We start from the raw sequence: 24035 nt of genomic DNA, 5'->3' as shown, positions 1-24035 counted from the left end.
CATGGCTAAAACAGTAGGCATTTCTGAAGAAGAACTTTACGCTCCGGTTCAATGGAAAGATTGCGGCGAGAAATACGAGGACATTCATTACCACAAGTCTGAAGATGGTATCGCGAAAATCACTATTGCACGTCCTCAAGTGCGTAACGCGTTTCGTCCTCAAACGGTAAAAGAGATGATTGATGCGTTGGCAGATGCACGCTACGACTCTGGTGTTGGCGTGATCATTCTGACAGGTCTAGGTGAAGACGCATTCTGTTCTGGCGGTGACCAGAAGATCCGTGGCGACTACGGCGGCTACAAAGACGACCAAGGTACGCACCACCTAAACGTATTGGACTTCCAACGTGATATTCGTACTTGTCCAAAACCAGTGATCGCATCGGTAGCAGGTTGGGCTGTGGGCGGTGGTCACGTACTGCACATGATGTGTGACCTAACGATTGCGGCTGACAACGCTCAATTTGGTCAAACAGGCCCTAAAGTGGGTTCATTTGACGGCGGTTGGGGCGCATCTTACATGGCTCGCATCGTAGGCCAAAAGAAAGCTCGCGAAATCTGGTTCCTATGTCGTTTCTACAACGCTCAAGAAGCGGTAGACATGGGCCTAGTAAACACAGTAGTGCCACTAGCGGATCTAGAGAAAGAAACCGTTCGTTGGTGTCGTGAAGTTCTGCAACACAGCCCAATGGCACTGCGTTGCTTGAAAGCCGCATTGAACGCGGACTGTGATGGCCAAGCGGGTCTGCAAGAACTGGCGGGTAACGCGACTATGATGTTCTACATGACAGATGAAGGCCAAGAAGGTCGTAACGCATTCAACGAGAAACGTCGCCCAGACTTCGACAAGTTCCCTCGTAACCCATAATCCGTATAGAAGAGGAGCCTTTGTGCTCCTCTGTTTCGTTTTTCGTCCTGAGCGTCTCGCCCTCTGGGAGACTAGCGAGTTCTCTCGTTAAAAAGCTCAGAATATACGGCATTACATAGGATTCGAATTATGCGTAAAGCGAAGATTTACCGTTACTGTCTACCAATGGACAGTGGCGTAATACTACGTGATAACAAGCTGACGGAACGTAAAGGTTATATCCTTGAATTAACGGACGGTGACAAGGTTGGTCGCGGTGAAGTTGCTCCTTTGGTTGGCTTCAGTCTAGAAGGCACTGAAGAAGCGGGCATTCAGCTGCAAGCACAAGCAGAACGCTGGGTGGCAAACTTGCCTTTAGATTACAACCACATGTATCCATCGGTTGCATTTGGCCTGTCTATGGCTCAGCTGGAACTTGAAGGCGGTTTACCTGCACAAGGTAAGTACCAAGTCGCCCCTCTGTGTAACGGTGACCCAGACGATCTGATCCCGAAACTGAACGAAATGGAAGGCGAAAAAGTCGCGAAAGTAAAAGTGGGTTTGTACGAACCTATTCGTGACGGCATGCTAGTGAACTTGTTCCTTGAATCGATTCCACAGCTGACGCTTCGTCTTGATGCAAACCGTGCTTGGACGCCAGAAAAAGCCCAGCAGTTTGCTAAGTACATTGCACCATCACTACGCCAGCGTATTACCTTCTTGGAAGAGCCATGCCGCTCTCCGGGTGATAGCCTGTCTTTTGCAATTAATACGGGTATTGCAATCGCGTGGGATGAAACACTGCAAGATGCGGTTCGCCGTGAAGATTTCAGCTTAGAAGATCTTACTGGCGTGAAAACCATCATCATCAAGCCAACGCTGATCGGCTCAGTTGATTTTTGTATTAAGCTGATTGAAAAGGCGAAGACGTTAGGTATTAAAGCCGTAATCAGTTCAAGCATTGAATCAAGCCTTGGCCTGAACCAACTTGCTCGCTTAGCACAATGGCAACTACCTAATGAGATCCCAGGTTTGGATACGATTGGTTTGTTCAAAGCGCAGCTAGAGCAAGGTTGGCCGAAGTGTGAACTTCCAGTTCTTCCGCTATCTGAGCAGGAGTTAGTGTGGCATTCAGCGTAGATACTATTGCGATTGCACCATGGAAATACTGGGCTCAAGTGAGCCCTTTTTCTATTGCGCTTGAGACAACAAAAGAACAAGTTAACTGGCAGCAATTGACTGCTCGTGTCGACTTGTACGCTCGCTACCTTCAACAACAGGGTGTCGCGAGTGGAGACGTGGTGACGCTAGTCGGTAAGAACCAAGTTGAAACCCTGTGGTTTTATCTTGCTGCTCAGCAGATAGGCGCAATTGCTGCGTTGACCATGCCGCAGCCTTTTGAGGCACTTGCGGGTAAGTTAACGACGCTATATAAGCCAACTCAACAACGTTTTGTGTGGTTTGCTGATGGTGTTGCCGCTAGCTATTCTGAACAGCAGTTATCGCAACTAGGTATCATCCAACTTTCGACTCTGGATAGCGAATCGCAATGTGATGCTGGCACTTCAAACGAAGGCTACGCACATGATGCTTTAGCGTCTATTGTGTTTACCTCTGGCTCGACGGGCACCTCTAAAGCCGTGGTGCATACTCATCGTCAGCACCTTGCTTCTGCTCAAGGTCTGTTAAGCGAATTCCAATTCAACCATCAAGATACTTGGCTGCTTTCTTTGCCGCTTTACCACGTGTCAGGCTTGGCGATTGTCTACCGTTGGTTGTTTGCAGGGGCAACGCTTAAGGTAGGAAACGGAAATCTTGCTGATGATATTCTTGGTGTCTCTCACGCTTCTTTAGTTGCGACCCAGCTTAAGCGTTTACTGGATGAACAAGTCGAATTGTCTCTCTCGCATGTCTTACTCGGCGGCAGTCATGTTGCTCATGAGTTGGCACTGCGAGCAGCACAGCAAGGCATTGAAACTTGGCTGGGTTATGGTATGACAGAAGCCGCCTCTACCGTAACTGCGAAGCAAATTGATAGCATCAGTAATGCGGGTCATCTATTGCAAAATCGCGATATTAAGCTGGTGGAAGAGCGTATTTATATCGGCGGACAAACGTTAGCAGCAGGCTATTTCAAGCAAGGCTCTGTTATCTCACTTCTGAATGAAAATGGTTGGTTCGACAGTAAAGATCTCGGAGAGTGGCAAGGCGATGAACTTAAGATCATTGGTCGAGCAGATAACCAATTTATCTCTGGCGGTGAGAATGTTCACTGTGAAGAAATTGAAGCGGTACTGAACCAAATCGAGAGTATTTCGCAAAGTATCGTTGTTCCAATAGAAGATGTTGAATTTGGACACCGACCAGTAGCTGTAATTCAAACAGGGTCGTTACTGGACAAAGCTCAATACGAGCAACATCTGAAAACTAAGCTAGAAAAATTCAAATGGCCAGTAGCGTATTACGCAATGCCTCAAACCCTGTTGGGTGGGGGAATCAAAATTTCGCGCAAAGCGGTGAAAGACTGGTTAAAAAATGAAGTGCAAAACGGTGACTAAGCGTTATTGCACTTCAGGGGGATGTGGTGATGGTGAGTCACCACAATTCTTTAATTAGCGAGCGCGAGTTTCATCTGCTCAGCTACTTTATCTACTTTTCCTAGACCGATAATCACTTGTAAGCCGCCTTTACCAATCATGACTACACCAGCAGCACCCAATTGTTTGAGCTTAGCTTCGTCTGCTAGGGATGAATCTTTTACAGTCAAACGAAGTCGAGTAATACAGTTGTCCACTTCTAGGATGTTGTCTGCACCGCCAATTGCGGCGATGTAGTCTTTTGCTAGCTCGCCAATATTCTCGGTGACTTCTTTTTCCATGTCCTCACCACGACCCGGTGTACGCAAGTTGAACTTGATGATCGCGAAGCGGAATACGCTGTAGTAAATCGCAAAGAAGACTAAGCCTTGTGGGATCAGCATGTACCATTTGGTTGCAAGTGGGTTTTGGCTTGATAGCACGAAGTCAACGAAACCAGCTGAGAAACCAAAGCCCGCCATCCACTGCATGCTTGCTGCAATGTACATTGAGATACCAGTCAGTACCGCGTGAATCAGGTACAGCACTGGCGCTAGGAACATAAAGCTAAACTCTAGAGGCTCTGTAATACCAGTGAAGAAGGAAGCCATCGCTGCAGCTAGCATGATAGAAAATACTTTGGTTTTGTTTTGCTTATCAGCACAGTGATAAATCGCAAGAGCAGCGCCCGGCAGACCAAACATCATGATTGGGAAGAAACCAGCTTGGTACATACCCGTTTGGCCGACTACAGCTGTGCCGTTAGCAATAGACTGTGCGCCGCCTAAGAAGTTTGGAATGTCGTTGATGCCAACTACATCAAACCAGAAAACAGGATAAAGCGCGTGGTGCATGCCGATAGTTAGCATTAGACGGTTAAAGAAGCCGAATAAACCCGCACCAACCGCACCCATGGATTCAAGTTTGGTTCCGAAAACAATTAATGCATCGTAAATCACAGGCCATACGTAAAGCAGAACAAACGCCAGCGCCATACCTGCGATAGAGGTGAGAATAGGTACTAGGCGTTTGCCGCTAAAGAACGCCAGTGCTTTTGGTAGTTCGACACCTGAGTAACGGTTATAGATTTCAGCGGAGATAATACCTACCAAAATACCGATGAACTGGTTGTTGATCTTATTGAATGCATCCGGCACTTCATCCGCAGCGACGTCCATTAATTGTGTGACGGCACCTGGCGCCAATAGCGTCGTCAGTACCATAAAACAGATAAACCCAGACAGTGCTGCTGAGCCGTTTTTGTCTTTGCTTAATCCGAAAGCGACACCAACGGCGAACAGTACCGCCATGTTGTCGATGATTGCGCCGCCTGATTTAATGAGGAATGCTGCTAAGACACTTTCAGAACCCCAGCCGACCGGATCGATCCAGTAGCCAATCCCCATCAAGATTGCCGCAGCAGGTAGGGTTGCTACGGGTACCATTAATGCCTTACCGACTTTTTGCATGTAGCCGAGTATATTCATATTTGCCCCTATAATTTTAATACCACCTAAAACATGATCTATGTTTGAAAGTGGCGTTTTTATTAAGTTTCTAAGGGCTATTTGAAACTTAATTATCGACGCAAACAAACGAATTCACTACTATCATGAATTAATATTTTTAATGCATGGTCGATCATGGCGAATCAACAGTTACTGCTTCGAAACCTTCATACTTTTAGCATCGCAGCTAAGCATCTCAGCTTTACGCAGGCGGCAAAAGAGCTGCACTTGACTCAAGGCGCCGTGAGCCATCGCATTAAAGTGCTAGAACAGGAATTGGGTTTCTCTCTGTTTGTTCGAGGCACTCGAAAGCTTGAACTGACATCAGAAGGGCATCGATTTCAAAAAACGTTATCTACGTCACTCAGTACCATTTTTAATGAGATTGAAGAGATCAAGTCGACGGACTTGGTGGGTGAGCTCAACATTGCTGCGTCCCCTGGGTTTTTGAATGGGTGGTTGATGCCTCGTATTGCGGATTTCCAGCGCCATTTCCCGGGTTTTAACCTCAACCTTTTCGCCCAAGAAAACCAACTCGACTTGGTGACCAATCAGATTGATGTGGCGATCTTCTACGATACGGATCATATGGTTGATGTGTATCGTCAGCGGTTGTTTGGCGAAAAATACATTCCGGTCTGTACACCTCAGTACATGAAGGAACTGAATATCTTAGAAGACGGCACTGAGTCTCTCAATCGCATCAACTTTATTCACGCACTTGGTTCTGATGTTTGGCAGCGCTGGGTTGCTTATATGGGACTGGACGTGGATGTTTTTCAGCATTTTTACTGTGTGAGCCATCGTGATATGGCAGTGCTAGCAGCAAGAAATAACGTTGGCGTTGCGATGGGGCGATATCGATTCGTCAAAGATCTCTTAGACAAAGGCGAGTTGGTTAGTCCCTATCCGGTGATGGATACGCAGTTGGGGTACGATTTGATTTGTCCGTCAGGCTACGAACACCGACCTAAAGTGAAGACTTTTATCTCGTGGGTAGAAAGCCAACTTAGTTGATTTCGCAATGTATTAGTCGAAAAGGGAATTTCGCATCCTTATAACTCTGAATCATAATCATGCTCAAAGATTAAGGAATAAAGCATAAGGTTCAGGATGATCAAGTTAGTGTTAGCGGCAGCGGTGTTGCTACAAATTGGCGTAGCCATGAGTACGGAGGGTTTGACGCGCTCATTGGCTGAGTTAACTGCTTTCCTGGTCGCGATCGCCTTAGTATTGGTACACAAAAGCCAAAGCACACGAAAAGTCGAGCCAACCCAGCCTCAGAAAATCAATCAAGGTTTAGTTGAGAAGTAACCAGCCTAAAGACGTAGTTGAAATCAGTACCCACAATGTGACGCCAAACAACAATGGCTTAGCGCCTGCCGACTTCAGCTTCGATACTGAAATGCTGCAACCAATCAAGAACAGACACACCACAAGCGCTTGCTTAGCAATAGCAAAGATGCCTTGATACACCACTTCAAATTGCGGGAAGAAGTCGCTGAATGCAATTGCAGCGCAGTACCAGAAAATGAAGTAAGGAATCACCAACTTACTCTTGCCTTCCTCTCCGTTACCGCGAGAAAAAATAACAGCACTCACTAGCGCGACAGGAATGATCCACAATGCGCGAGCAAGCTTCAATGTTGTTGCGGTAGTCAATGCTTCTTCACCGTAAGCAGATGCAGCACCCACAACGGAAGAGGTATCGTGAATTGCAATCGCAGCCCACGTTCCGAACGTGTGTTGATCCAAGCCAATAGCGTGACCAATAACAGGGAAGATGAACAGCGCCAGTGAGTTCAGAACGAAAACCGTTGCAAGTGCAAGACCGATTTGTTCGTCTTTGGCTTTGATCGCTGGAGCGACCGCAGCAATTGCGCTACCACCACAAATGGCAGTACCAGAAGCAATTAAATACGCCGTTGTGCGTTCGAGTTTTATTGCTTTGGCGATCATCATGCCGATCACAAGCGTACCAAGGATGGTCGCGATGATCAGACCTATACCGTCAGAAGTGACTGCGAGTGCTTGGTCAAATTGAATCCCGAAGCCCAAACCAATAATGGAATAAGAAAGCAGCTTCTTGGTAAATGAAGCAATAGGAAGCTCTGTCGGTACTAGGCTAAAACTTGCCAAAAGAAAACCGATCACAAGCGCGATAGGAGAGGACACAAAAGGGGTTAAACAAAACAGCAGTGCCAATCCAAAGGGGATATTCTTTGTATTCAAGGGTGTCGTTCGTTGTTATGAGTTAAAGCGTGGAGTATACAGTAACGCTTTTGGTCAGAAAGTCTTAATGAATTGAACATGCGTTCAGTAAAACTAAACGTATGTTCAACATTCTCAAATTATCTGGTTTGAGTTTAGCGCCAGTCACCACGCAGTGCTTTCACTTTTTCAAACATCACTTGTGACGTTGCTTGCTTTGGATCGACAGGCGTTCCTGCTTCGATTTCTAGTTTAGACCAGAAGCGAGTTGGTAACCCTTTACAGGCACGACCTTTTGCTCGACTGAAATAGCTGCCCCACAAGCCTTTTAGGGCGATTGGAATCACTGGAACAGGGCTGCGACGAAGTATGATGTCGATACCGCGCATAAACTCGTTCATTTCACCATCTGATGTTAAACGCCCTTCTGGGAAGATGCATACGATATGGCCTTCACTCAGTGCTTTTTCAACATCATTAAACGCACGACGAATAGACGTTCGATTACTTGCCGAAATAGGGATTACTCCAGCTCGACGAAGGAAACGTCGCAAAGGAGGAAGGTTTGCGTAGTCTTCTTCCATCACAAATCGAATCAGGCGAGGACAGACCGCACTTAACAGTAGTGAGTCCATATAGCTGACATGGTTGCAGACGATCAACGCACCACCGTGTTCTGGAAGGTGGTGCAGGTTCTTATGTTTGACACGGTAAATGGTGTGAGTGACCACCCACATCGCAAAGCGCACCACAAAGATAGGGATCTGCAGGAAGATGTATGCGGCAACTAAGAAATTCAGGATAGCCAAAAGAGCGAACAGTTGAGGTATGCTCATCTCAAGCACACTCAAACAAACAATGCCTAATACAGCACTGCCTACCATGAACAGAGAGTTAAAGATGTTCAAGCCAGCAATTACTTGTGCACGTTCTGTTTCTTTCGCCCTGTGTTGCATTAAGGCGTAAAGAGGAACGATAAACAAACCACCCGAAATACCAATCATCAATAGATAGAAGAACAGTGGCCAGAAAGCGTCATAGCTGACGAATTCTGCGAATGTATGGAATCGAGGTAAGTCCGTTGGAATCGATGTCGCCATCAAGAAGCCGAAAATGGTTATCCCTAAAGCGCCAATCGGTACGATACCCACTTCAATGCGATGATTGGACAGCCAGTTACATGCCATAGAGCCGACCGCAATCCCCACAGAGAAGAGCGCTAACAGGAAGGAAACTGCGCTTTCGGTGCCATTCAAATACACCTTGGTGAAGTTAGGGAACTGAGTCAGGTATGCTGCACCCAAGAACCAGAACCAACTGATTGCCATGATGCATTGGAAAACGATGCGGTCAGACTTGGCAATAGAAAGTGTGCGTTTGGTTTGCTTGTAAGGCTGCCATTTGAATTGAATGTCCGGTGCGCTTGCTGATGCAAATGGAATAAAACGACTCGACAAGTAACCAAGAACAGCAAAGATAACGACGCAGAAGGCAGCAAGATATTTCGCATTGTCGGCCGAAGCAATAAGCCCCGCGCCAAGCGTACCGACCAGAATTGCAATAAAAGTACCGGCTTCGACCAATGCGTTGCCAGGAACCAACTCTTTTTCATTGAGTTGTTGAGGAAGTAGAGCGTATTTGACGGGACCAAAGAATGCGGATTGCGTTCCCATCAAGAAAAGCAGCAAGAGCAACACGCCGTAGCTTTCGGTGATAAAGCCAATCGCCCCTAAAAGCATGATGCCGATTTCGAAAAGCTTTACCTTACGAATAAACCAAGACTTCTCGTATTTATCAGCTAATACGCCTGCAGACGCCGAGAATAAGAAGAATGGCAGAATAAATAAGCCAGCAGCCAAGTTAATAAACAGGTTGCTAGAGATCGGTAATGCACTGGACCCAGCAAAGGCCACAAACAGCAGCAGTACGTTTTTGAATATGTTGTCGTTGAAAGCTCCGAAAAACTGGGTGACAAAATAGGGGAGGAACTTTCGCTGCCTAAGCAAAGACGACTGGCTGTCTGATGACATGAATAATCCTTTATTACCAGCTGATCAGATAGTTTGAAATCAGGTTATCAATAAGCTCTTTACCATCAATAGGTTCACTAGAGAAAAACTTATCATCAACGCTAAGAAGCGTGATTCCATGTACACCTGACCACAATACGCGACTCGCTTGCAGTACTTCAGATTCAGTACGATGCGGTGCGATTTGAGCAAGTAAGGATTCTAGCATGCCAGTCATACCGTCGATGCGTTTTGCGTGCCACTCTGGTAGCTCGGCACCATTCATGTTGTGCTCGAACACAAGTTGCCAGCGGTATGGGTGCTTTTGCGCGAAGTCGTGGTAGCAGTATGCCAGTTCAAAAAGTGATTGATGAGCATCCTTACTGTTTTTCGTCGCGGCTACGGCTTCTTGTTGCAACTCATCCAATGTCTGTGCAACGGCATGTAAAAGCAGTAGGTTGTAGTTACCAAAGATATTAACTAGCGTACTTGGCACGTAACCTATCATGTTAGCGATCTTGCGAAGGCTAAGGTCGTGGTAAGAGTTTTCGTCTAAAAAGTCTTTGACTGTGGAAAGAGTCAAGTTGACCAACTCTTCTCTGGTGTGATCGTTTCTGCGCGCCATAATTTAAAACTACTTATTGAACAACGTTCAATATGATAGTCAGCTACCGATTGACCGTCAATAACGCAAACAAGTCATAAACCTATTGCTTGGCAATATTCTGATACATGTCTTCTATTGTGGAATGTTTCATTGTTGAATCTGACGGAGTATGATGGTCACATCTCATATTTAGCGTGCTACTGATATTGGATGCTTGTTCATCTTGTTATCTGGCAGCATGATTAAGTACTTATCGTCAATTTTAAGGATAACGATGAAACGTTTATTTTCGATTGTCGCCCTACTGATGTTTACCGTTGCTGTAACGCCTATCGCGGAAGCGAAGAAGTTTGGTGGTGGTAAGTCATTCGGTAAGAGCTATAAAACGGCTCCTGCTCCTAAACAGCAGCAACAAAACACAAACACCATTGGTAAAGAACAAGGTGCTAAATCTTCAAGCAAGAAAGGCTTGATGGGCGGCTTACTTGGTGGTCTTCTTGCTGGTGGTCTATTGGCAGCATTCTTTGGTGGTGCATTCGAAGGTATCCAGTTTATGGATATCCTGATCATTGGTTTGATTGCGTTTGTTATCTTCAAGCTGATGCGCGGCATGCTTGGTGCTAAGCAGGGTAGTATGAATCAGCATCGTCAGCAGCCAGCATTTGGTGGTAACGCTTCTAAGTTCGAGCAACCAAACATGCAGAACTTTGAACAGCAGCCTAACAACACAAATGCAGGTGGTTTTGGTGGTTTCGGTGCACAAACTGATATCCCGCATAACTACCCACCGGGTTTTGACCAAGCGGCATTCATCAACGGCTCTCGTGAGCACTACCGAATCCTACAAGGCGCGTGGAACCACAACCAACTTCATACTATTGAAGAGTACGTTTCACCAAGCCTGTTCGAAGATCTGAAAGCAGAACGTGCGAAGCTAGATGGCGAGCAACATACTGATGTGATGTATGTAGATGCGGAAATTGTTCGTGCTGACTACGATGCGAACAAAGCACAGCTTAGCCTGCAATTTAGCGGTCGTTACCGTGATGCAGAAGAAGGTATCGAAGAAGACATCGAAGATATCTGGCACTTAGAACGTGACCTAACGGTACCAAATGCACCTTGGTTGATTGTTGGTATTCAAGGTTAATCACCAACAGCGTTCAATTTAGTCTTATTAAAATCCCGCTCTCGAGCGGGGTTTTTTACGCCCTTAGATCAGAGAATCTAAACGTATCACGCCAATGGTGAGTGATTGAAGTCGAACTAAATAGGGTTGGTATAGGGGAAACGATGAGCGGGGCAGTAGGGAATAGTGAAGATAGAACTGACGGAGGTGATCAATGGCTTGATTCCATTGACCTAAATAAACCAACTGACACTTGGATTCCCTCTCAAGCAGATCTAGTTGAAAGCACCTAGGTGTCGTACTACTTAACGAAAGACCACTAAGAATCGCGCTGTGAGTGAGGCTAGATTTATCCAGATAGTTAGGTAAGTCATTGAAAAAAGGTAGTTATAGAACGAAAAAAGCCAGCTCAATGAGCTGGCTTTTCAATATGGTGGAGGGGGACGGATTCGAACCATCGAAGGCAGTGCCGGCAGATTTACAGTCTGCTCCCTTTGGCCACTCGGGAACCCCTCCAGGGTATTTTTATACTTAAAAAGTGTTTTCCCAACACGCTTTCCAAGTTGTTCTCATGTTTAAAGGAAAAACATAAGAAAGAATATGGTGGAGGGGGACGGATTCGAACCATCGAAGGCAGTGCCGGCAGATTTACAGTCTGCTCCCTTTGGCCACTCGGGAACCCCTCCAGGGTATTTTTATACTTAAAAGTTAGTTTCCCAACCTAGCTTCCAAGTTGTTCTCATGTTCAAAGGAAAAACATAAGAAAGAATATGGTGGAGGGGGACGGATTCGAACCATCGAAGGCAGTGCCGGCAGATTTACAGTCTGCTCCCTTTGGCCACTCGGGAACCCCTCCAGGGTGTTTTATACTTGAAAATTAGTTTCCCAACCTAGCTTCCAAGTTGTTCTCATGTTCAAAGGAAAAACATAAGAAAGAATATGGTGGAGGGGGACGGATTCGAACCATCGAAGGCAGTGCCGGCAGATTTACAGTCTGCTCCCTTTGGCCACTCGGGAACCCCTCCAGGGTGTTTTTATACTTAAAAGTTAGTTTCCCAACCTAGCTTCCAAGTTGTTCTCATGTTCAAAGGAAAAACATAAGAAAGAATATGGTGGAGGGGGACGGATTCGAACCATCGAAGGCAGTGCCGGCAGATTTACAGTCTGCTCCCTTTGGCCACTCGGGAACCCCTCCAGGGTGTTTTTATACTTAAAAGTTAGTTTCCCAACCTAGCTTCCAAGTTGTTCTCATGTTCAAAGGAAAAACATAAGAAAGAATATGGTGGAGGGGGACGGATTCGAACCATCGAAGGCAGTGCCGGCAGATTTACAGTCTGCTCCCTTTGGCCACTCGGGAACCCCTCCAGGGTATTTTTATACTTAAGATTGTTTTCCCAACACATCTCTCAAGTGCGGAGCGCATCATAGCAAACTCGCTCAGGCTGTAAAGCGTTTTTCTTACGTTTTTACGTTGAATGCTGCCTTTTTGGGCAAAGATGGTAGAAAGTCAGCGTTTTGTATGTCGTTTATACAAAAGAGAAACTGACTTTTTACTTGAATTTACACTACTTGACGTTAGGCGTCGTATCAACTGATAAACTGTATTCAGTTTAATGACATAAGTTTATCTGATTAGTAGTCAAAATTATGAGTATGAGAGCCACTTTATCTGTTTTAACGCTTTCTATTTTAATGGCATCACCAGCCGCTTTTGCAGCCAAACGTGGTCCATCAACAGTTACGGTGGTAACTGAGCAAGTAGAGACGCATCAAATCAACCAGTCTTTGTCACTGATCGGCAAGCTTGAAGCTGCCCAATCGGTTGTTGTTGCTTCTGAGGTCGCTGGCAAGGTGAAAGAGATCGCCGTAAAAGCCAACCAAAACGTTCAACAAGACCAACTTCTTATTCTATTAAATGACGATAAAGCGCAAGCTGCATTAGTAGAAGCAAAAGCTTACCTAAAAGATGAGCAACGTAAGTTAAAAGAGTTTCAGCGTTTGGTTAAACGTAACGCCATCACTCAAACAGAAATCGATGCACAAAAAGCGAGCGTAGAGATTGCCGAAGCACGTCTTGATGCATCAAAAGCCAACTTAGCGGACCTAAATATCAGTGCACCTTTTGCCGGCACCGTTGGTTTCATCGATTTCAGCCGAGGAAAAATGGTGAGCGCAGGTTCTGAACTGCTGACTCTGGATGACCTTTCTGTCATGGAGTTGGATCTGCAAGTACCAGAGCGTTACCTGTCGATGTTGTCTGTCGGTATGGAAGTTCACGCGACGACCAGTGCTTGGAACGGTGTTGACTTCGTCGGAAAAGTAACCGGTATCGATACTCGCATCAGTGCAGAGACTTTGAACCTACGTATTCGTATTGAATTCGACAATCCAGAAAACCATCTCAAGCCGGGCATGCTGATGAATGCTTCTTTGGCGTTCCCTGCAATTGAAGCGCCTATTATCCCAGTTCAAGCGCTGGAATACTCAGGTACTAAGCGTTTCGTGTACGTTATTGATGAAGACAACAAAGCGAAGCGTCAAGAAGTGTTCTTGGGTGCTCGTGTTGATAATGAAGTAGTGATTGAATCTGGTGTAGAGATCGGAGACAAGATCGTCGTGCAAGGCATTGTGAACATGCGTGATGGTGTTGAAGTTAAAGAGATCGTCGCACCAGGACAAGCGAAAACCGCTAAGGCAAGTGGTGAGCAGGGCACGCAAGACGAAGCGGCTAAGGAAGCGAACTAATGTTACTTTCTGACGTTTCCGTAAAGCGTCCCGTTGCGGCGTTGGTATTAAGCATGCTGCTGTGTGTATTCGGCTTTGTGTCGTTTACTAAGCTAGCTGTTCGCGAAATGCCAGACATCGAAAGCCCAGTTGTATCGATCAGCACTCGTTACGAAGGCGCTTCTGCAACCATTATTGAAAGCCAAATTACTTCAGTACTGGAAGACCAACTTTCGGGTATCAGTGGCATTGATGAAATCAGTTCCACTACTCGAAACAGTATGTCGCGCATCACCATCACCTTTGAATTGGGTTATGACCTTAATACGGGCGTAAGTGATGTTCGTGATGCGGTGGCTCGTGCTCAACGTTCATTACCGGACGAAGCCGACGATCCTGTGGTCTTTAAGAACAACGGTTCGGGTGAAGCTTCCCTCTATATTAACCTTAGCTCGTCTGAAATGGACCGAACCCAGCTAACAGACTACGCCGAACGTGTTCTGATGGACCGTTTCAGTCTGATCTCTGGTGTAAGTTCTATCGACTTGTCTGGTGGCCTTTACAAAGTAATGTATGTGAAGCTCAAACCAGACCTGATGGCGGGTCGTTCGGTTACGGCATCAGACATTACAGCCGCTCTGCGAAGTGAAAACTTAGAAAGCCCGGGTGGTGAAGTACGTAACGACTCAACCGTGATGTCGGTGCGAACCGCGCGTACTTACAATACACCAGAAGACTTCCAATACCTTGTCGTGAAACGTGCAAGTGATAACACGCCTATTTATTTAAAAGATGTGGCGGATGTGTTCATTGGCGCAGAAAACGAAAACTCGACCTTTAAGAGTGATGGTGTGGTTAACATCAGCTTAGGTGTGGTGCCTCAGTCGGATGCAAACCCGCTAGAAGTGGCACAAGCTGTTCGCTCCGAAGTGGATAAGATTCAGAAGTTCCTGCCTGATGGGACTCGTCTAGCGATCGATTATGACGCTACTGTTTTTATCGAGCGTTCAATTGACGAGGTTTACAGTACCCTCTTTATTACGGGTGGTCTGGTAATTCTGGTTCTGTACATCTTTATCGGTCAGGCGCGTGCGACCTTGATTCCGGCGGTGACCGTACCCGTTTCACTGATTTCCTCGTTCATTGCCGCTTACTACTTTGGTTTCTCTATCAACCTGATTACTTTGATGGCGCTGATCTTGTCTATCGGTCTGGTTGTGGACGATGCGATCGTAGTAGTAGAGAACATCTTCCACCATATTGAGCGTGGTGAATCACCATTATTGGCGGCTTATAAAGGTACGCGAGAAGTAGGCTTTGCGGTTATCGCAACAACGCTTGTTCTTGTGATGGTATTCCTCCCGATTTCCTTCATGGATGGCATGGTAGGCTTGCTGTTTACCGAGTTCTCCGTATTGCTTGCAATGTCAGTGATCTTCTCTTCACTGATTGCTCTAACACTGACTCCTGTTCTAGGCAGTCAGATTCTAAAAGCGAATGTGAAACCAAACCGATTTAATCGAGCGGTTGATAAATTGTTCGCCAAGTTAGAATCGGGTTACCGCAAAGCACTGCGCGGCGCGTTGAAAGTTCGCTGGGCGGCACCTTTGGTTATTGTTGCGTGTATGGGCGGCAGCTATGGCTTGATGAATCAAGTACCTGCACAGTTAACTCCGCAAGAAGACCGTGGTGTTATCTTTGCCTTTGTTCGTGGTGCAGATGCTACGTCATACAACCGTATGTCAGCAAACATGGACATCGTAGAAGACCGCTTAATGCCATTGTTGGGCCAAGGCTTTTTGAAGTCGTTCAGTATCCAAACACCAGCATTCGGTGGTCAAGCGGGTGACCAAACGGGTTTCGTTATCATGATTTTGGACGATTGGAACGAACGTGACGTCACCGCACAAGAAGCGTTGAATGAAGTGCGTAAGTCACTGGCAGGTATTCCTGACGTTCGTGTCTTCCCATTCATGCCAGGCTTCCGTGGTGGATCGAGTGAGCCAGTTCAGTTCGTGCTTGGTGGCTCCGACTATGATGAGCTTTTAGTCTGGGCAGAAATGCTTAAGAACAAGGCCGAAGAATCACCAATGATGGAAGGTGCGGAGATCGATTACTCCGAGAAAACACCTGAGTTGTTAGTGTCTGTAGATAAGCGCCGTGCCGCTGAACTTGGCGTGAGTGTACAAGACATCTCTGAAACACTGGAAATCATGCTTGGCGGTAAGAGTGAAACAACTTACATCGACCGTGGTGAAGAATATGATGTTTACCTACGCGGTGATGAGAACAGCTTCAATAATGCGGCAGATCTAAGCCAAATTTACTTGCGAACCACAAGTGGTGAGTTGGTGACCTTGGACACGGTGACCAAGATTGAAGAAGTCGCGGCATCGATTCGTTTGTCTCACTATAACAAGCAAAAGTCGATCACCATTACGGCGAACTTATCTGAAGGTTATACCTTAGGGGATGCACTCGATTTCCTAGATCAAGAAGCGATTGATACCCTACCGGGTGATATTTCAGTGAGCTACTCTGGTGAGTCGAAAGACTTTAAAGAAAACCAAGCTAGCGTAGCGGTCGTGTTCGCATTGGCTCTGTTGGTGGCATACTTAGTATTGGCAGCGCAGTTCGAAAGCTTTGTTAACCCGCTGGTGGTCATGTTCACCGTACCGATGGGCGTATTTGGTGGCTTCCTCGGTTTGGTTGTGATGAGCCAAGGGATGAACATCTACAGTCAGATCGGCATGATCATGTTGATCGGTATGGTAACCAAGAACGGTATCTTGATCGTTGAGTTTGCTAACCAATTGCGTGACCGTGGAATCGAGTTTGAAAAAGCGATCACTGATGCGGCGGCACGTCGTCTACGCCCAATCATGATGACGGCATTCACGACGTTGGCTGGTGCGATTCCTCTAATCATGTCAACAGGCGCAGGCTATGAAAGCCGTGTGGCAGTAGGTACGGTCATCTTCTTCGGTATGGGCTTCGCGACATTAGTTACACTATTCGTTATCCCTGCGATGTACCGTTTGATCTCTGCGAAGACGCGCTCACCTGGCCATGTTGAGGCTGAGCTGAACAAAGCGCTAAGCCACGATACAAAAGGACGTATTGCTCACCCTTAATCGAACTCTAAAACATAAAAGCCGAGGCAATGACCTCGGCTTTTCTTTGTCTTCAATTCTAGGTTTAAAGCCAGAATTGAAGCGTGCGATTAGAAGCGTTTACCCAAGCTCACTTGCACGCCTTCATAACTGTCGTAGAAGTCATCAAAACCCATGTCGGCGACGTTGTAAATGTATTCAGCACGTAGCCAGATATCTTTACTCATATCCCAATGGATACCTGCACCGATGTTGAATAGCGCGCCAGAATCATCTGTGACTTTTTGTTCGTTTGGAACATACATTTCAGCTTGAGTGCCAAGCGCAGTTACGCGGCCAAACAGTGACAGTGGCGTATCGCCTAAGTTATCACTGGTTACAACAGCAGACATACCTGCTTGGTAATAGTGAAGGTCTAAGTCAGTTTTTAGAGCATCATTCTTAAGTTCATTTTGTGAATAACGCAGTACCCCTTCAAATGCGAGGTATTGGTTTACATGGTAACCCCAGCCAACCGTAATGTGAGGTGTCGACCAGCCACTGTCGCGATCAGAACCAAAATTCGGAGTGTCAAAGCCCACATTACCTGTACCTAGGTATAAATAAGATTGGTGGGTTTGCTCTTGAGCGGCGAAAGTTGGCAGACTCATGGTCAATGCAGATAATAATAGGATGGCGTTTTTCATAACTTGGCGATAACCTTTGTGAAAGACCGTTTTTAGAATTAGTATTAATTTAATCAATAAGATAGCTGGCAGTTATCATATCAGTCTTTTGGGTGAGTGCGTGGTTTTAGAGGGAAATTTGTTGTAATGGCGCAAATTTTAGACTCATCACGCTCACTCATTTCTATGTTATGAGCTGCGAGATAAATAAAAGGAAAGTAAAGTGGCTGAATTCAAATACAAAAATCTATCCCAAGAAGAGCAAGACAAACTGGACGCAGCGACGTTTCGTCGTTTGTTAGCGCATTTGGATGCAAACAAAGACGTGCAAAACATCGATCTTATGATCCTTGCTGGCTTCTGCCGCAACTGTTTCAGCAAATGGTACAAGGCAGAAGCGGAAGACCTCGGTGTGGATATCGACATCGATGATGCTCGTGAGCGTGTTTACGGCATGACTTACGATGAGTGGAAACAAAACCACCAACCAAAAGCGACACCAGAACAATTGGCAGCATTTGAAGCGCGTCAGAAAAAGTAACTCTCCTGTATTAAGCAGATAAAAAAACAGCCCGCTGATTGAGCAGGCTGTTTTTTAATAAAGTATCTGTCTTACTCGGTGATTGGGCCGCAACATGCTGGCTCAACACAACCTTTTGCTTGGATGATTTCCAGCTGTGCTAAGTAAGGTTGAATGTCACCGATGTTTTCTTTTACCCACTCAGTGTTGTAGTAAGTGTCTAGGTAACGTTCACCTGAATCACAAAGCAGTGTCACGATAGAACCTGTCTCACCACGTTGTTTCATTTCACACGCTAGCTGAAGTACGCCGTATAGGTTAGTACCTGTCGATGCGCCAACTTTACGACCAATCAAACCAGACAACCAATGTGCCGTTGCAACACTCGCAGCATCAGGGATCTTGCGCATTTCGTCTACGACACCAGCGATGAAGCTTGGCTCAACACGTGGGCGGCCGATGCCTTCGATCTTGCTGCCGTTTTCGCCCTTGATATCTGCATTGCCAGATTGGAAGTAGTCGTAAAATACTGAGTTGTCAGGATCAACCACACACAGTTTTGTGTCGTATTTTTGGTAACGGATAAAGCGACCAATCGTTGCAGATGTACCGCCAGTGCCTGGGCTCATCACAACCCAACTTGGGATTGGGTGATCTTCTAGCTCCATTTGGCTAAAGATAGAGTTCGCAATGTTGTTGTTACCACGCCAGTCGGTTGCGCGCTCAGCGTAAGTAAATTGGTCCATGTAGTGACCGTTTAGCTCTTTCGCTAGGCGACGAGACTCATCGTAAATTTGGTCTGAACGATCAACAAGGTGCGCTTTACCACCGTAGAATTCGATTTGTTCAATTTTCTTGCGTGCTGTGGTTTTTGGCATTACTGCGATAAACGGTAAGCCAAGTAGACGCGCGAAGTACGCTTCAGAAACTGCTGTACTGCCTGATGATGCTTCGATCACCGTGGTTTCTGGACCAACCCAACCATTACAAATTGCGTAAAGGAAAAGCGAACGTGCTAAACGGTGCTTCAATGAACCCGTTGGATGCGTGCTTTCATCTTTTAGGTAGATGTCGATGCCTTCCAAAGAAGGTAGGTCTAATTTGAATAGGTGAGTATCTGCTGAACGTTGAAAGTCTGCTTCGATTTTGCGTACAGCATTGTTGATCCAGTTGTGGTCAGTACACATAACGTGACTCCTCGAAAATCTGTAGGGTAGTTGTTTTTGTCTATAGGGATAATCTACCTATAACCTTAGAGAAAAACTTTGCTATTATTGTTCTGTTATTCATCAATGGTAGAAAAATTTTCTCTAAATTAGGAAAATCCTAGGAATGAGCTTAGATAAAATCGACAGGCAGTTACTTTCTTTCCTCCAAAACGACGGAACCTTGTCTCTAAATGACTTGGCCGAGCGAGTGAACCTGACTACTACGCCCTGCTGGAAGCGTTTAAAAAAGCTGGAAGATGAAGGCTATATCGAAAAGCGCGTGGTGTTGTTGAGCGCAGAAAAGCTCGATTTGTCGTTTATTGCGTTTGTGCAGCTTAAGACCAGTGACCATTCGGAAGGTTGGTATCACCATTTTGTGACCACGGTAAGTGATTTTCCTGAAGTAATGGAATTCTATCGCATGGCGGGGGAGTACGACTACATGATGAAGGTTGTGGTAAAAGACATGAAGTGCTTTGACGAGTTCTACAAGCGATTGGTGAATAGTGTAAGAGGGCTATCCAACGTTACTTCAACCTTTGCGATGGAGCCAATCAAGTATACAACTGAGTTGCCTATTTACGGTGCCTAAATTCCTACCTAAATAAGATATGAAGTCACTCTGTTGACTTCATATTTCCTCAATATCCACACCACACGCCAGCTAAAATGTGATCGACTGTTTATATTTTAATCTATTGAAAACCTTAATTTAATCATCGCTAATTTAATGATAAGTCGGATCGTAAACGGTTGTTCGTCGCATTAGCGAGCTTGTTTTAGAAAATTAACGGCATTTTATTGATTTAGCGAATGGTAATGTAGTTTATCGATAATCTTATTAATCAAAAAAGGGGCTGGCGGTGAATAAAACATCGTATTATTATCGCCGCCACTTATAAGATGTAAGAAATTATTACAAAAAATGAAAAGATATTATTTTCTCCTTTTGCTTGCTGCAGTAATCGCTGGCTGTGGTGGTGGGGGCGGCGATTCCAAGCCGCGTAATTCGGGATCTTCAACTCAAACAACAAAACAAAGTCGACCTCAACTTAAAGTTGAAGACGCAATACTCACATTTGATGGCATTGGAAGTGTCGCAAATACGATAATGAGTAACGTACAAGGCACGATCACATACCAAGTTTTATCTTCAACCCCTTCTGATGTGGTTCAAATCGACGATGGTCAGTTACAAATCCTTCGTCCAGGTACGGCGTCAATTAAAGTAACGGACAGCAGCCCGACTTACGAAACGTCAGAGGCCACGTTTACGATTACCGTAGACAAAGGCACCAATGCCGATCTGGCTGCAAACGATGTCAGCCTTAACGCGTCAGAAACTGAAGGGCAATCTTTGGTTGTACGAGGGCAAAAAGGCTCTCTGAGCTATGCCGTAGAAAGTGGATCTGAACATTTGGTTCAGGTTAATACCGATGGTCGAGTGTTTGCCATTGGGAAATCTGGAACGGCAAAAGTACGTGTTCATGACTCGGGCGACGATTATTACCAAGCTCGCGATTTACTCGTCAATATTCACCTTTATCAAGTTGGTGCTGAGCAACTGCAATTTGCTCCTCTAACGGGTGAGTTCCGCGAAGGTCTGACGTTGGCACCAGTGAGACTGGATAGTACAGAGACCAAAAGCATTCGCTACGAGATCATCAATAGCACCCCTGATGACAAAGTCGCTGATGTATTGAATCCAGATACTGGTTTACTTTTGATTCATAACACTGGGCAAGTAACGGTTGAAGCAACGGCAACGTATAGTGAAGGGTTTATTGAGCAGCAGCAAACGGCTCGATTTAACGTTGCTATTAGCAAGGGAACGCGACAAAACATCAGTGCTTCAAACATCTCGGCAAGTTATCAAGCGCTTGCTCCGTTGTACCCACAAGTTAAGGGTGCACTGGGAGATTACCATTTTGATGTGGTATCAGGCCAAGACGTGGTGCGTGTTTCTGACAACGGCAACGCTCTGTTGATTCAAGGTGTTGGTCGTGCTGAGGTTGATGTGATTGAGGGCGATTTGCGTAATTTCCCTTCTACGAAAGCGCGTTTTAATATCGATGTTTCTCCAGCAGCACACCCAGTTATCAAAGACATTGATATGTCCTTTACCTATCAGAAAGGTCTATCGATTCCGCTCGCGTTTGCGGGGCAAAAGGGCGATGTCAAACTGGTTGGGGATTTACCAGAGGGGCTGAGCATGTCCTCAGATACGCTATATCTCGAAACGGCGGGTAACTACACGTTAACGTTCGAAGATGATGGCGGTGAGTTCTATCAGCCAATTAAGTTCAAAGTGAACCTTGATATCGCTAAAGCGCAAGGGCAGCCGCTTGCGACTCGTGATTATGAAGAGGTTTACAGTAAGGATCACCAATTCAATCTGCTAAAAGATTTTGACGAGCTTAGCTCCGGTGATGTGATTGAGATGACCGACAATACACACCCAGACGTAGCAAACATGATTGCTAATGGGATTGTACATGTCTACAAAGCGGGTGAAACCACACTGACTTTGCGTCGTAAGGAAAGCGACAATTACAGTGCAGGGCCTGAGCATAAAGTGACTTTCAATATTTTAAGTGCCCCGAGCCGCATTCAAATTTCATCAGATGTTGAAGATAATTGGAATGCACTCAAACCTTTGGCAAGCAAACCGACTATCAGCGGAACGGTTGGGCAGGTGACTTACCAATTTGCAGATGGCTCACCGACCGATGTAGTGTCTCTAGATAGCGACACAGGAGAAATGCGCGTTCTTAATGCTGGCAGCACACGTATTGTGGTTTCTGACTCTGGTGATGATAAGTTCACGCCGGGTCAAGCAAGCTTCAATGTAACCATCAAGCCAATTGAAAGTCGCGTGACGGTCCAATACCCAAGTGCAACCTTTGGTTCAGATAAAACGCTAACGCCAGTAGTCACAGGCAGCGATACCACCACCTCTTACCGTTTGATTAACCAAGCATCACCAACGGTAAAAATGGCATCGTCTGATACGGGGGTATTAGATGTGCTTCATGCTGGCGATTACTCCTTGGAAGTCACGTTAACAAGCCGCAATTATCTGACGAAGACGATCACCGTTAATGGCTCGATTGCAAAAGCGGAACATCCCGGATTAAGCGCGACTCGTCAAACGGTGGCATTTGAACCGTTTAAGCGTGTGGAGTTAGAGATTGGTACGGCGATTGGTACGCGTAGCTATGAGTTTGCTACCTCAGTTAGTGAAGAAATAGCGACTCTGGATCGTGCGAATGGAAGTATCACCCTCACAGGTTATGAGTTTGGACACTCGGTTCAACTGAACGTTTCTGAGGCGGAAACGCGAGACTATAAAGCGCTGGACAGTACATTGGTGACGGTTTTTCTTGATCTTGCCGAATCTGGTGACGCCGATAAATACACTCAACTGGATAGCGAACAAACGGTAGTGATTAGCACGTTAAGTGGCCCTGAGTTTGCCAATCTTCAAGAGAGTGAGTTTGGTGTTATGGGCGCTAGAAGTGTACGAGAGCCGACAGACACAGAGCTCGCGCTGTATGGCAAAGGCAAAGTGGTGTTTTTAAACATGAAGCCAGTTGGCAATGATGATCCGGCTAAAACTCGTGGTCTGTGGATGCACGTTGCCCGTTTCGATGGTTGTCGTTCGCAACTCAGTGAAAATGACACGAAACCTTTCCTTGCTGTTGATTATTCAGATGCGGGATATTGCGAAAACGGTAGCAGCATTCGAATGACGCGTTTTCTGGTGATTGATGACCGACCGTTAGATGCAAATACGGCCTACGAATCGATGAGCCCTTTGATCCATTACCGCAAAGGTGCGCGAGAGTTCTTGGCGAGTGATGCGGGCGGCTTCTATGCTGAACCGGATACTATTTACGGTGAAGGGAAGTACGGTTACCCGAAATCACTTTATGAGTGGGCTGTCGTCAGCCTAAACTACCAAAAGAACTAAATACAAAAAGGAGTGCATCGGCACTCCTTTTTTGATTGAACATCGCGATGGTTTATTTGGTAAAGCGCATCACGCCTTCTTGAACTGCGGTAGCAACAAGGTGGCCTTGCTGGTTGTAGATCTCACCACGAACCAAACCACGCGTATTGCTTGCTGTTGGGCTTTCGATGGCATACAGCAACCATTCATCCATCTTAAATGGACGGTGGAACCAGATAGAGTGGTCGATGGTTGCCACTTGGAAGTTTGGCGTCATCAACGATACTTCGTGTGGGTGTAATGCGGTGATCAGAAACCCCCAGTCCGACGCATAAGCGAGTAGGTATTGGTGAATCAACTGATTGTCTGGCATTTCACCGTTGGCACGAATCCACAAATATTGTTTCGCTTCGGTTTTCTTTGGCTTCAGTGGGTTAACGATGTTCACCGGACGCGTTTCAATTGGCTTCTCGCCACAGAACGTTTTGCGTAGTCTCTCTGGCAAAAATTCAGCAATGTGGCTTGCTAGTTCCGTCTCAGAAGGGAAGTTCTCTGGCCCAGGAATGTCTGGCATGGTGTTTTGGTGATCAAACCCCGGAGCGTCACCATGATAAGAAGCGGTAAGGTAGAAAATCGGACGACCGTTCTGAATTGCCTTCACGCGGCGAGTACTAAAGCTGCGACCATCACGCAGATTCTCTACATCGTAAATGATCGGCTTTTCAGGATCGCCAGGGTATAGGAAGTAACTGTGGAATGAATGTACGGTACGTGCGTCTTCTACCGTGTATCGCGCGGCAGATAGCGCTTGTCCAATAACCTGACCACCATAAACTTGAGGTAAACCTAGGTTCTCGCTTTGTCCGCGGAACAAGCCTTCTTCTAGTTTTTCGAGTTGTAGTAGGCTGAGCAATTCTCTTAATGGTTTACTCATGATGTCTCCTCACCTTATTTTTATTGCTGCTT

Annotated in this window: 18 protein-coding genes and 6 tRNA genes; 11 read left to right on the top strand and 13 right to left on the bottom strand. The window is 46.0% G+C overall.

Going from position 1 to position 24035, the window contains the following annotated elements; genetic code table 11:
- Position 1 precedes the first annotated feature (1 nt).
- The 3 genes from menB to menE all read left to right on the top strand — a co-directional run bounded on the left by menB (position 2) and on the right by menE (position 3405).
- The gene (gene menB, locus ACLIIY_RS10305) at positions 2-868 is read left to right on the top strand and encodes a 1,4-dihydroxy-2-naphthoyl-CoA synthase (RefSeq protein WP_005382318.1); all 867 of its coding nucleotides are present in this window, start codon (positions 2-4) and stop codon (positions 866-868) included.
- Positions 869-997: 129 nt separating this feature from the next.
- Positions 998-1987 (top strand): o-succinylbenzoate synthase, encoded by a 990-nt coding sequence (menC, locus tag ACLIIY_RS10300; RefSeq protein WP_039985758.1) that lies wholly within the window; start codon positions 998-1000, stop codon positions 1985-1987.
- On the top strand, positions 1972-3405 hold the full coding sequence (gene menE, locus ACLIIY_RS10295) for an o-succinylbenzoate--CoA ligase (protein ID WP_434527562.1): 1434 nt from the start codon (positions 1972-1974) through the stop codon (positions 3403-3405). Before menC ends, menE begins: the two co-directional genes overlap by 16 nt.
- Before the next feature lie 50 nt (positions 3406-3455).
- Here menE and nagE read toward each other — a convergent pair whose 3' ends face one another.
- The gene (nagE, locus tag ACLIIY_RS10290) at positions 3456-4910 is read right to left on the bottom strand and encodes an N-acetylglucosamine-specific PTS transporter subunit IIBC (RefSeq protein WP_020195995.1); all 1455 of its coding nucleotides are present in this window, start codon (positions 4908-4910) and stop codon (positions 3456-3458) included.
- 156 nt (positions 4911-5066) lie between these two features.
- Here nagE and ACLIIY_RS10285 point away from each other — a divergent pair, with 156 nt between their 5' ends.
- Positions 5067-5948 (top strand): LysR substrate-binding domain-containing protein, encoded by an 882-nt coding sequence (locus tag ACLIIY_RS10285; RefSeq protein ID WP_078607693.1) that lies wholly within the window; start codon positions 5067-5069, stop codon positions 5946-5948.
- 96 nt (positions 5949-6044) lie between these two features.
- Positions 6045-6245 carry a hypothetical protein gene (locus ACLIIY_RS10280; protein ID WP_199455711.1) on the top strand — a complete coding sequence of 67 codons (201 nt, stop codon included), beginning with the start codon at positions 6045-6047 and terminating at the stop codon, positions 6243-6245.
- On the opposite strand, the gene ACLIIY_RS10275 is transcribed toward ACLIIY_RS10280, so the two are convergent.
- The 3 genes from ACLIIY_RS10275 to ACLIIY_RS10265 form a co-directional block, all read right to left on the bottom strand.
- Positions 6231-7136 carry a YeiH family protein gene (locus tag ACLIIY_RS10275; protein WP_434528547.1) on the bottom strand — a complete coding sequence of 302 codons (906 nt, stop codon included), beginning with the start codon at positions 7134-7136 and terminating at the stop codon, positions 6231-6233. The two genes, ACLIIY_RS10280 and ACLIIY_RS10275, sit on opposite strands and share 15 nt — an antisense overlap.
- Before the next feature lie 161 nt (positions 7137-7297).
- Positions 7298-9172 carry an MFS transporter gene (locus ACLIIY_RS10270; RefSeq protein ID WP_434527561.1) on the bottom strand — a complete coding sequence of 625 codons (1875 nt, stop codon included), beginning with the start codon at positions 9170-9172 and terminating at the stop codon, positions 7298-7300.
- 13 nt (positions 9173-9185) lie between these two features.
- Positions 9186-9776: a TetR/AcrR family transcriptional regulator gene (locus ACLIIY_RS10265; RefSeq protein ID WP_005437561.1), complete on the bottom strand. Its 591-nt coding sequence runs from the start codon at positions 9774-9776 to the stop codon at positions 9186-9188.
- A 256-nt stretch (positions 9777-10032) separates the two neighbouring features.
- Between ACLIIY_RS10265 and ACLIIY_RS10260 the strand changes: the two genes are divergently transcribed.
- Entirely contained in the window at positions 10033-10908 is an 876-nt protein-coding gene (locus ACLIIY_RS10260) for a Tim44 domain-containing protein (RefSeq protein ID WP_009707155.1), read from the top strand.
- Between the two features lie 410 nt (positions 10909-11318).
- Here ACLIIY_RS10260 and ACLIIY_RS10255 read toward each other — a convergent pair.
- The 6 genes from ACLIIY_RS10255 to ACLIIY_RS10230 all read right to left on the bottom strand — a co-directional run bounded on the left by ACLIIY_RS10255 (position 11319) and on the right by ACLIIY_RS10230 (position 12252).
- A tRNA-Tyr gene (locus ACLIIY_RS10255) sits at positions 11319-11403 on the bottom strand.
- Between the two features lie 85 nt (positions 11404-11488).
- Positions 11489-11573 (bottom strand) — tRNA-Tyr (locus ACLIIY_RS10250).
- 85 nt (positions 11574-11658) lie between these two features.
- A tRNA-Tyr gene (locus ACLIIY_RS10245) sits at positions 11659-11743 on the bottom strand.
- An 84-nt stretch (positions 11744-11827) separates the two neighbouring features.
- Positions 11828-11912: transfer RNA gene (locus tag ACLIIY_RS10240), tRNA-Tyr, on the bottom strand.
- Between the two features lie 85 nt (positions 11913-11997).
- Positions 11998-12082: transfer RNA gene (locus tag ACLIIY_RS10235), tRNA-Tyr, on the bottom strand.
- Between the two features lie 85 nt (positions 12083-12167).
- A tRNA-Tyr gene (locus ACLIIY_RS10230) sits at positions 12168-12252 on the bottom strand.
- Between the two features lie 282 nt (positions 12253-12534).
- On the opposite strand from ACLIIY_RS10230, the gene ACLIIY_RS10225 reads away from it, so the two are divergent.
- A complete protein-coding gene (locus ACLIIY_RS10225) occupies positions 12535-13632 on the top strand; it encodes an efflux RND transporter periplasmic adaptor subunit (protein WP_005437559.1) in 1098 nt (365 codons plus the stop codon).
- Positions 13632-16745, top strand: a complete 3114-nt coding sequence (vmeF, locus tag ACLIIY_RS10220; RefSeq protein ID WP_434527560.1) for a multidrug efflux RND transporter permease subunit VmeF — start codon at positions 13632-13634, stop codon at positions 16743-16745. The genes ACLIIY_RS10225 and vmeF overlap by 1 nt, the downstream gene beginning before the upstream one ends.
- 89 nt (positions 16746-16834) lie before the next feature.
- On the opposite strand, the gene ACLIIY_RS10215 is transcribed toward vmeF, so the two are convergent.
- Positions 16835-17410 carry a porin family protein gene (locus ACLIIY_RS10215; RefSeq protein WP_045412773.1) on the bottom strand — a complete coding sequence of 192 codons (576 nt, stop codon included), beginning with the start codon at positions 17408-17410 and terminating at the stop codon, positions 16835-16837.
- A gap of 202 nt (positions 17411-17612) precedes the next feature.
- Between ACLIIY_RS10215 and ACLIIY_RS10210 the strand changes: the two genes are divergently transcribed.
- A complete protein-coding gene (locus ACLIIY_RS10210) occupies positions 17613-17930 on the top strand; it encodes a DUF1244 domain-containing protein (RefSeq protein WP_039841519.1) in 318 nt (105 codons plus the stop codon).
- 71 nt (positions 17931-18001) lie between these two features.
- On the opposite strand, the gene ACLIIY_RS10205 is transcribed toward ACLIIY_RS10210, so the two are convergent.
- Positions 18002-19096: a PLP-dependent cysteine synthase family protein gene (locus ACLIIY_RS10205; RefSeq protein ID WP_005437553.1), complete on the bottom strand. Its 1095-nt coding sequence runs from the start codon at positions 19094-19096 to the stop codon at positions 18002-18004.
- A 145-nt stretch (positions 19097-19241) separates the two neighbouring features.
- Between ACLIIY_RS10205 and ACLIIY_RS10200 the strand changes: the two genes are divergently transcribed.
- Together ACLIIY_RS10200 and ACLIIY_RS10195 are read left to right on the top strand one after the other, a co-directional pair.
- Complete coding sequence (locus tag ACLIIY_RS10200) at positions 19242-19709, top strand: Lrp/AsnC family transcriptional regulator (RefSeq protein ID WP_434527559.1); 468 nt, start codon at positions 19242-19244, stop codon at positions 19707-19709.
- Positions 19710-20042: 333 nt separating this feature from the next.
- A complete protein-coding gene (locus ACLIIY_RS10195; RefSeq protein ID WP_434527558.1) occupies positions 20043-23090 on the top strand; it encodes a cadherin repeat domain-containing protein in 3048 nt (1015 codons plus the stop codon).
- Between the two features lie 52 nt (positions 23091-23142).
- Here the strand turns inward: ACLIIY_RS10195 and tesB are convergent, their stop codons facing one another.
- The gene (gene tesB, locus ACLIIY_RS10190; RefSeq protein ID WP_005437547.1) at positions 23143-24003 is read right to left on the bottom strand and encodes an acyl-CoA thioesterase II; all 861 of its coding nucleotides are present in this window, start codon (positions 24001-24003) and stop codon (positions 23143-23145) included.
- Positions 24004-24035: the final 32 nt, after the last annotated feature.

Origin of the sequence: Vibrio sp. K4 (assembly GCF_051122595.1) — a bacterium.
Taxonomy (GTDB): domain Bacteria; phylum Pseudomonadota; class Gammaproteobacteria; order Enterobacterales; family Vibrionaceae; genus Vibrio; species Vibrio owensii.
The sequence above is the reverse complement of the archived record's forward strand: the minus strand, read 5'-3'. Positions and strand labels throughout refer to the sequence as shown.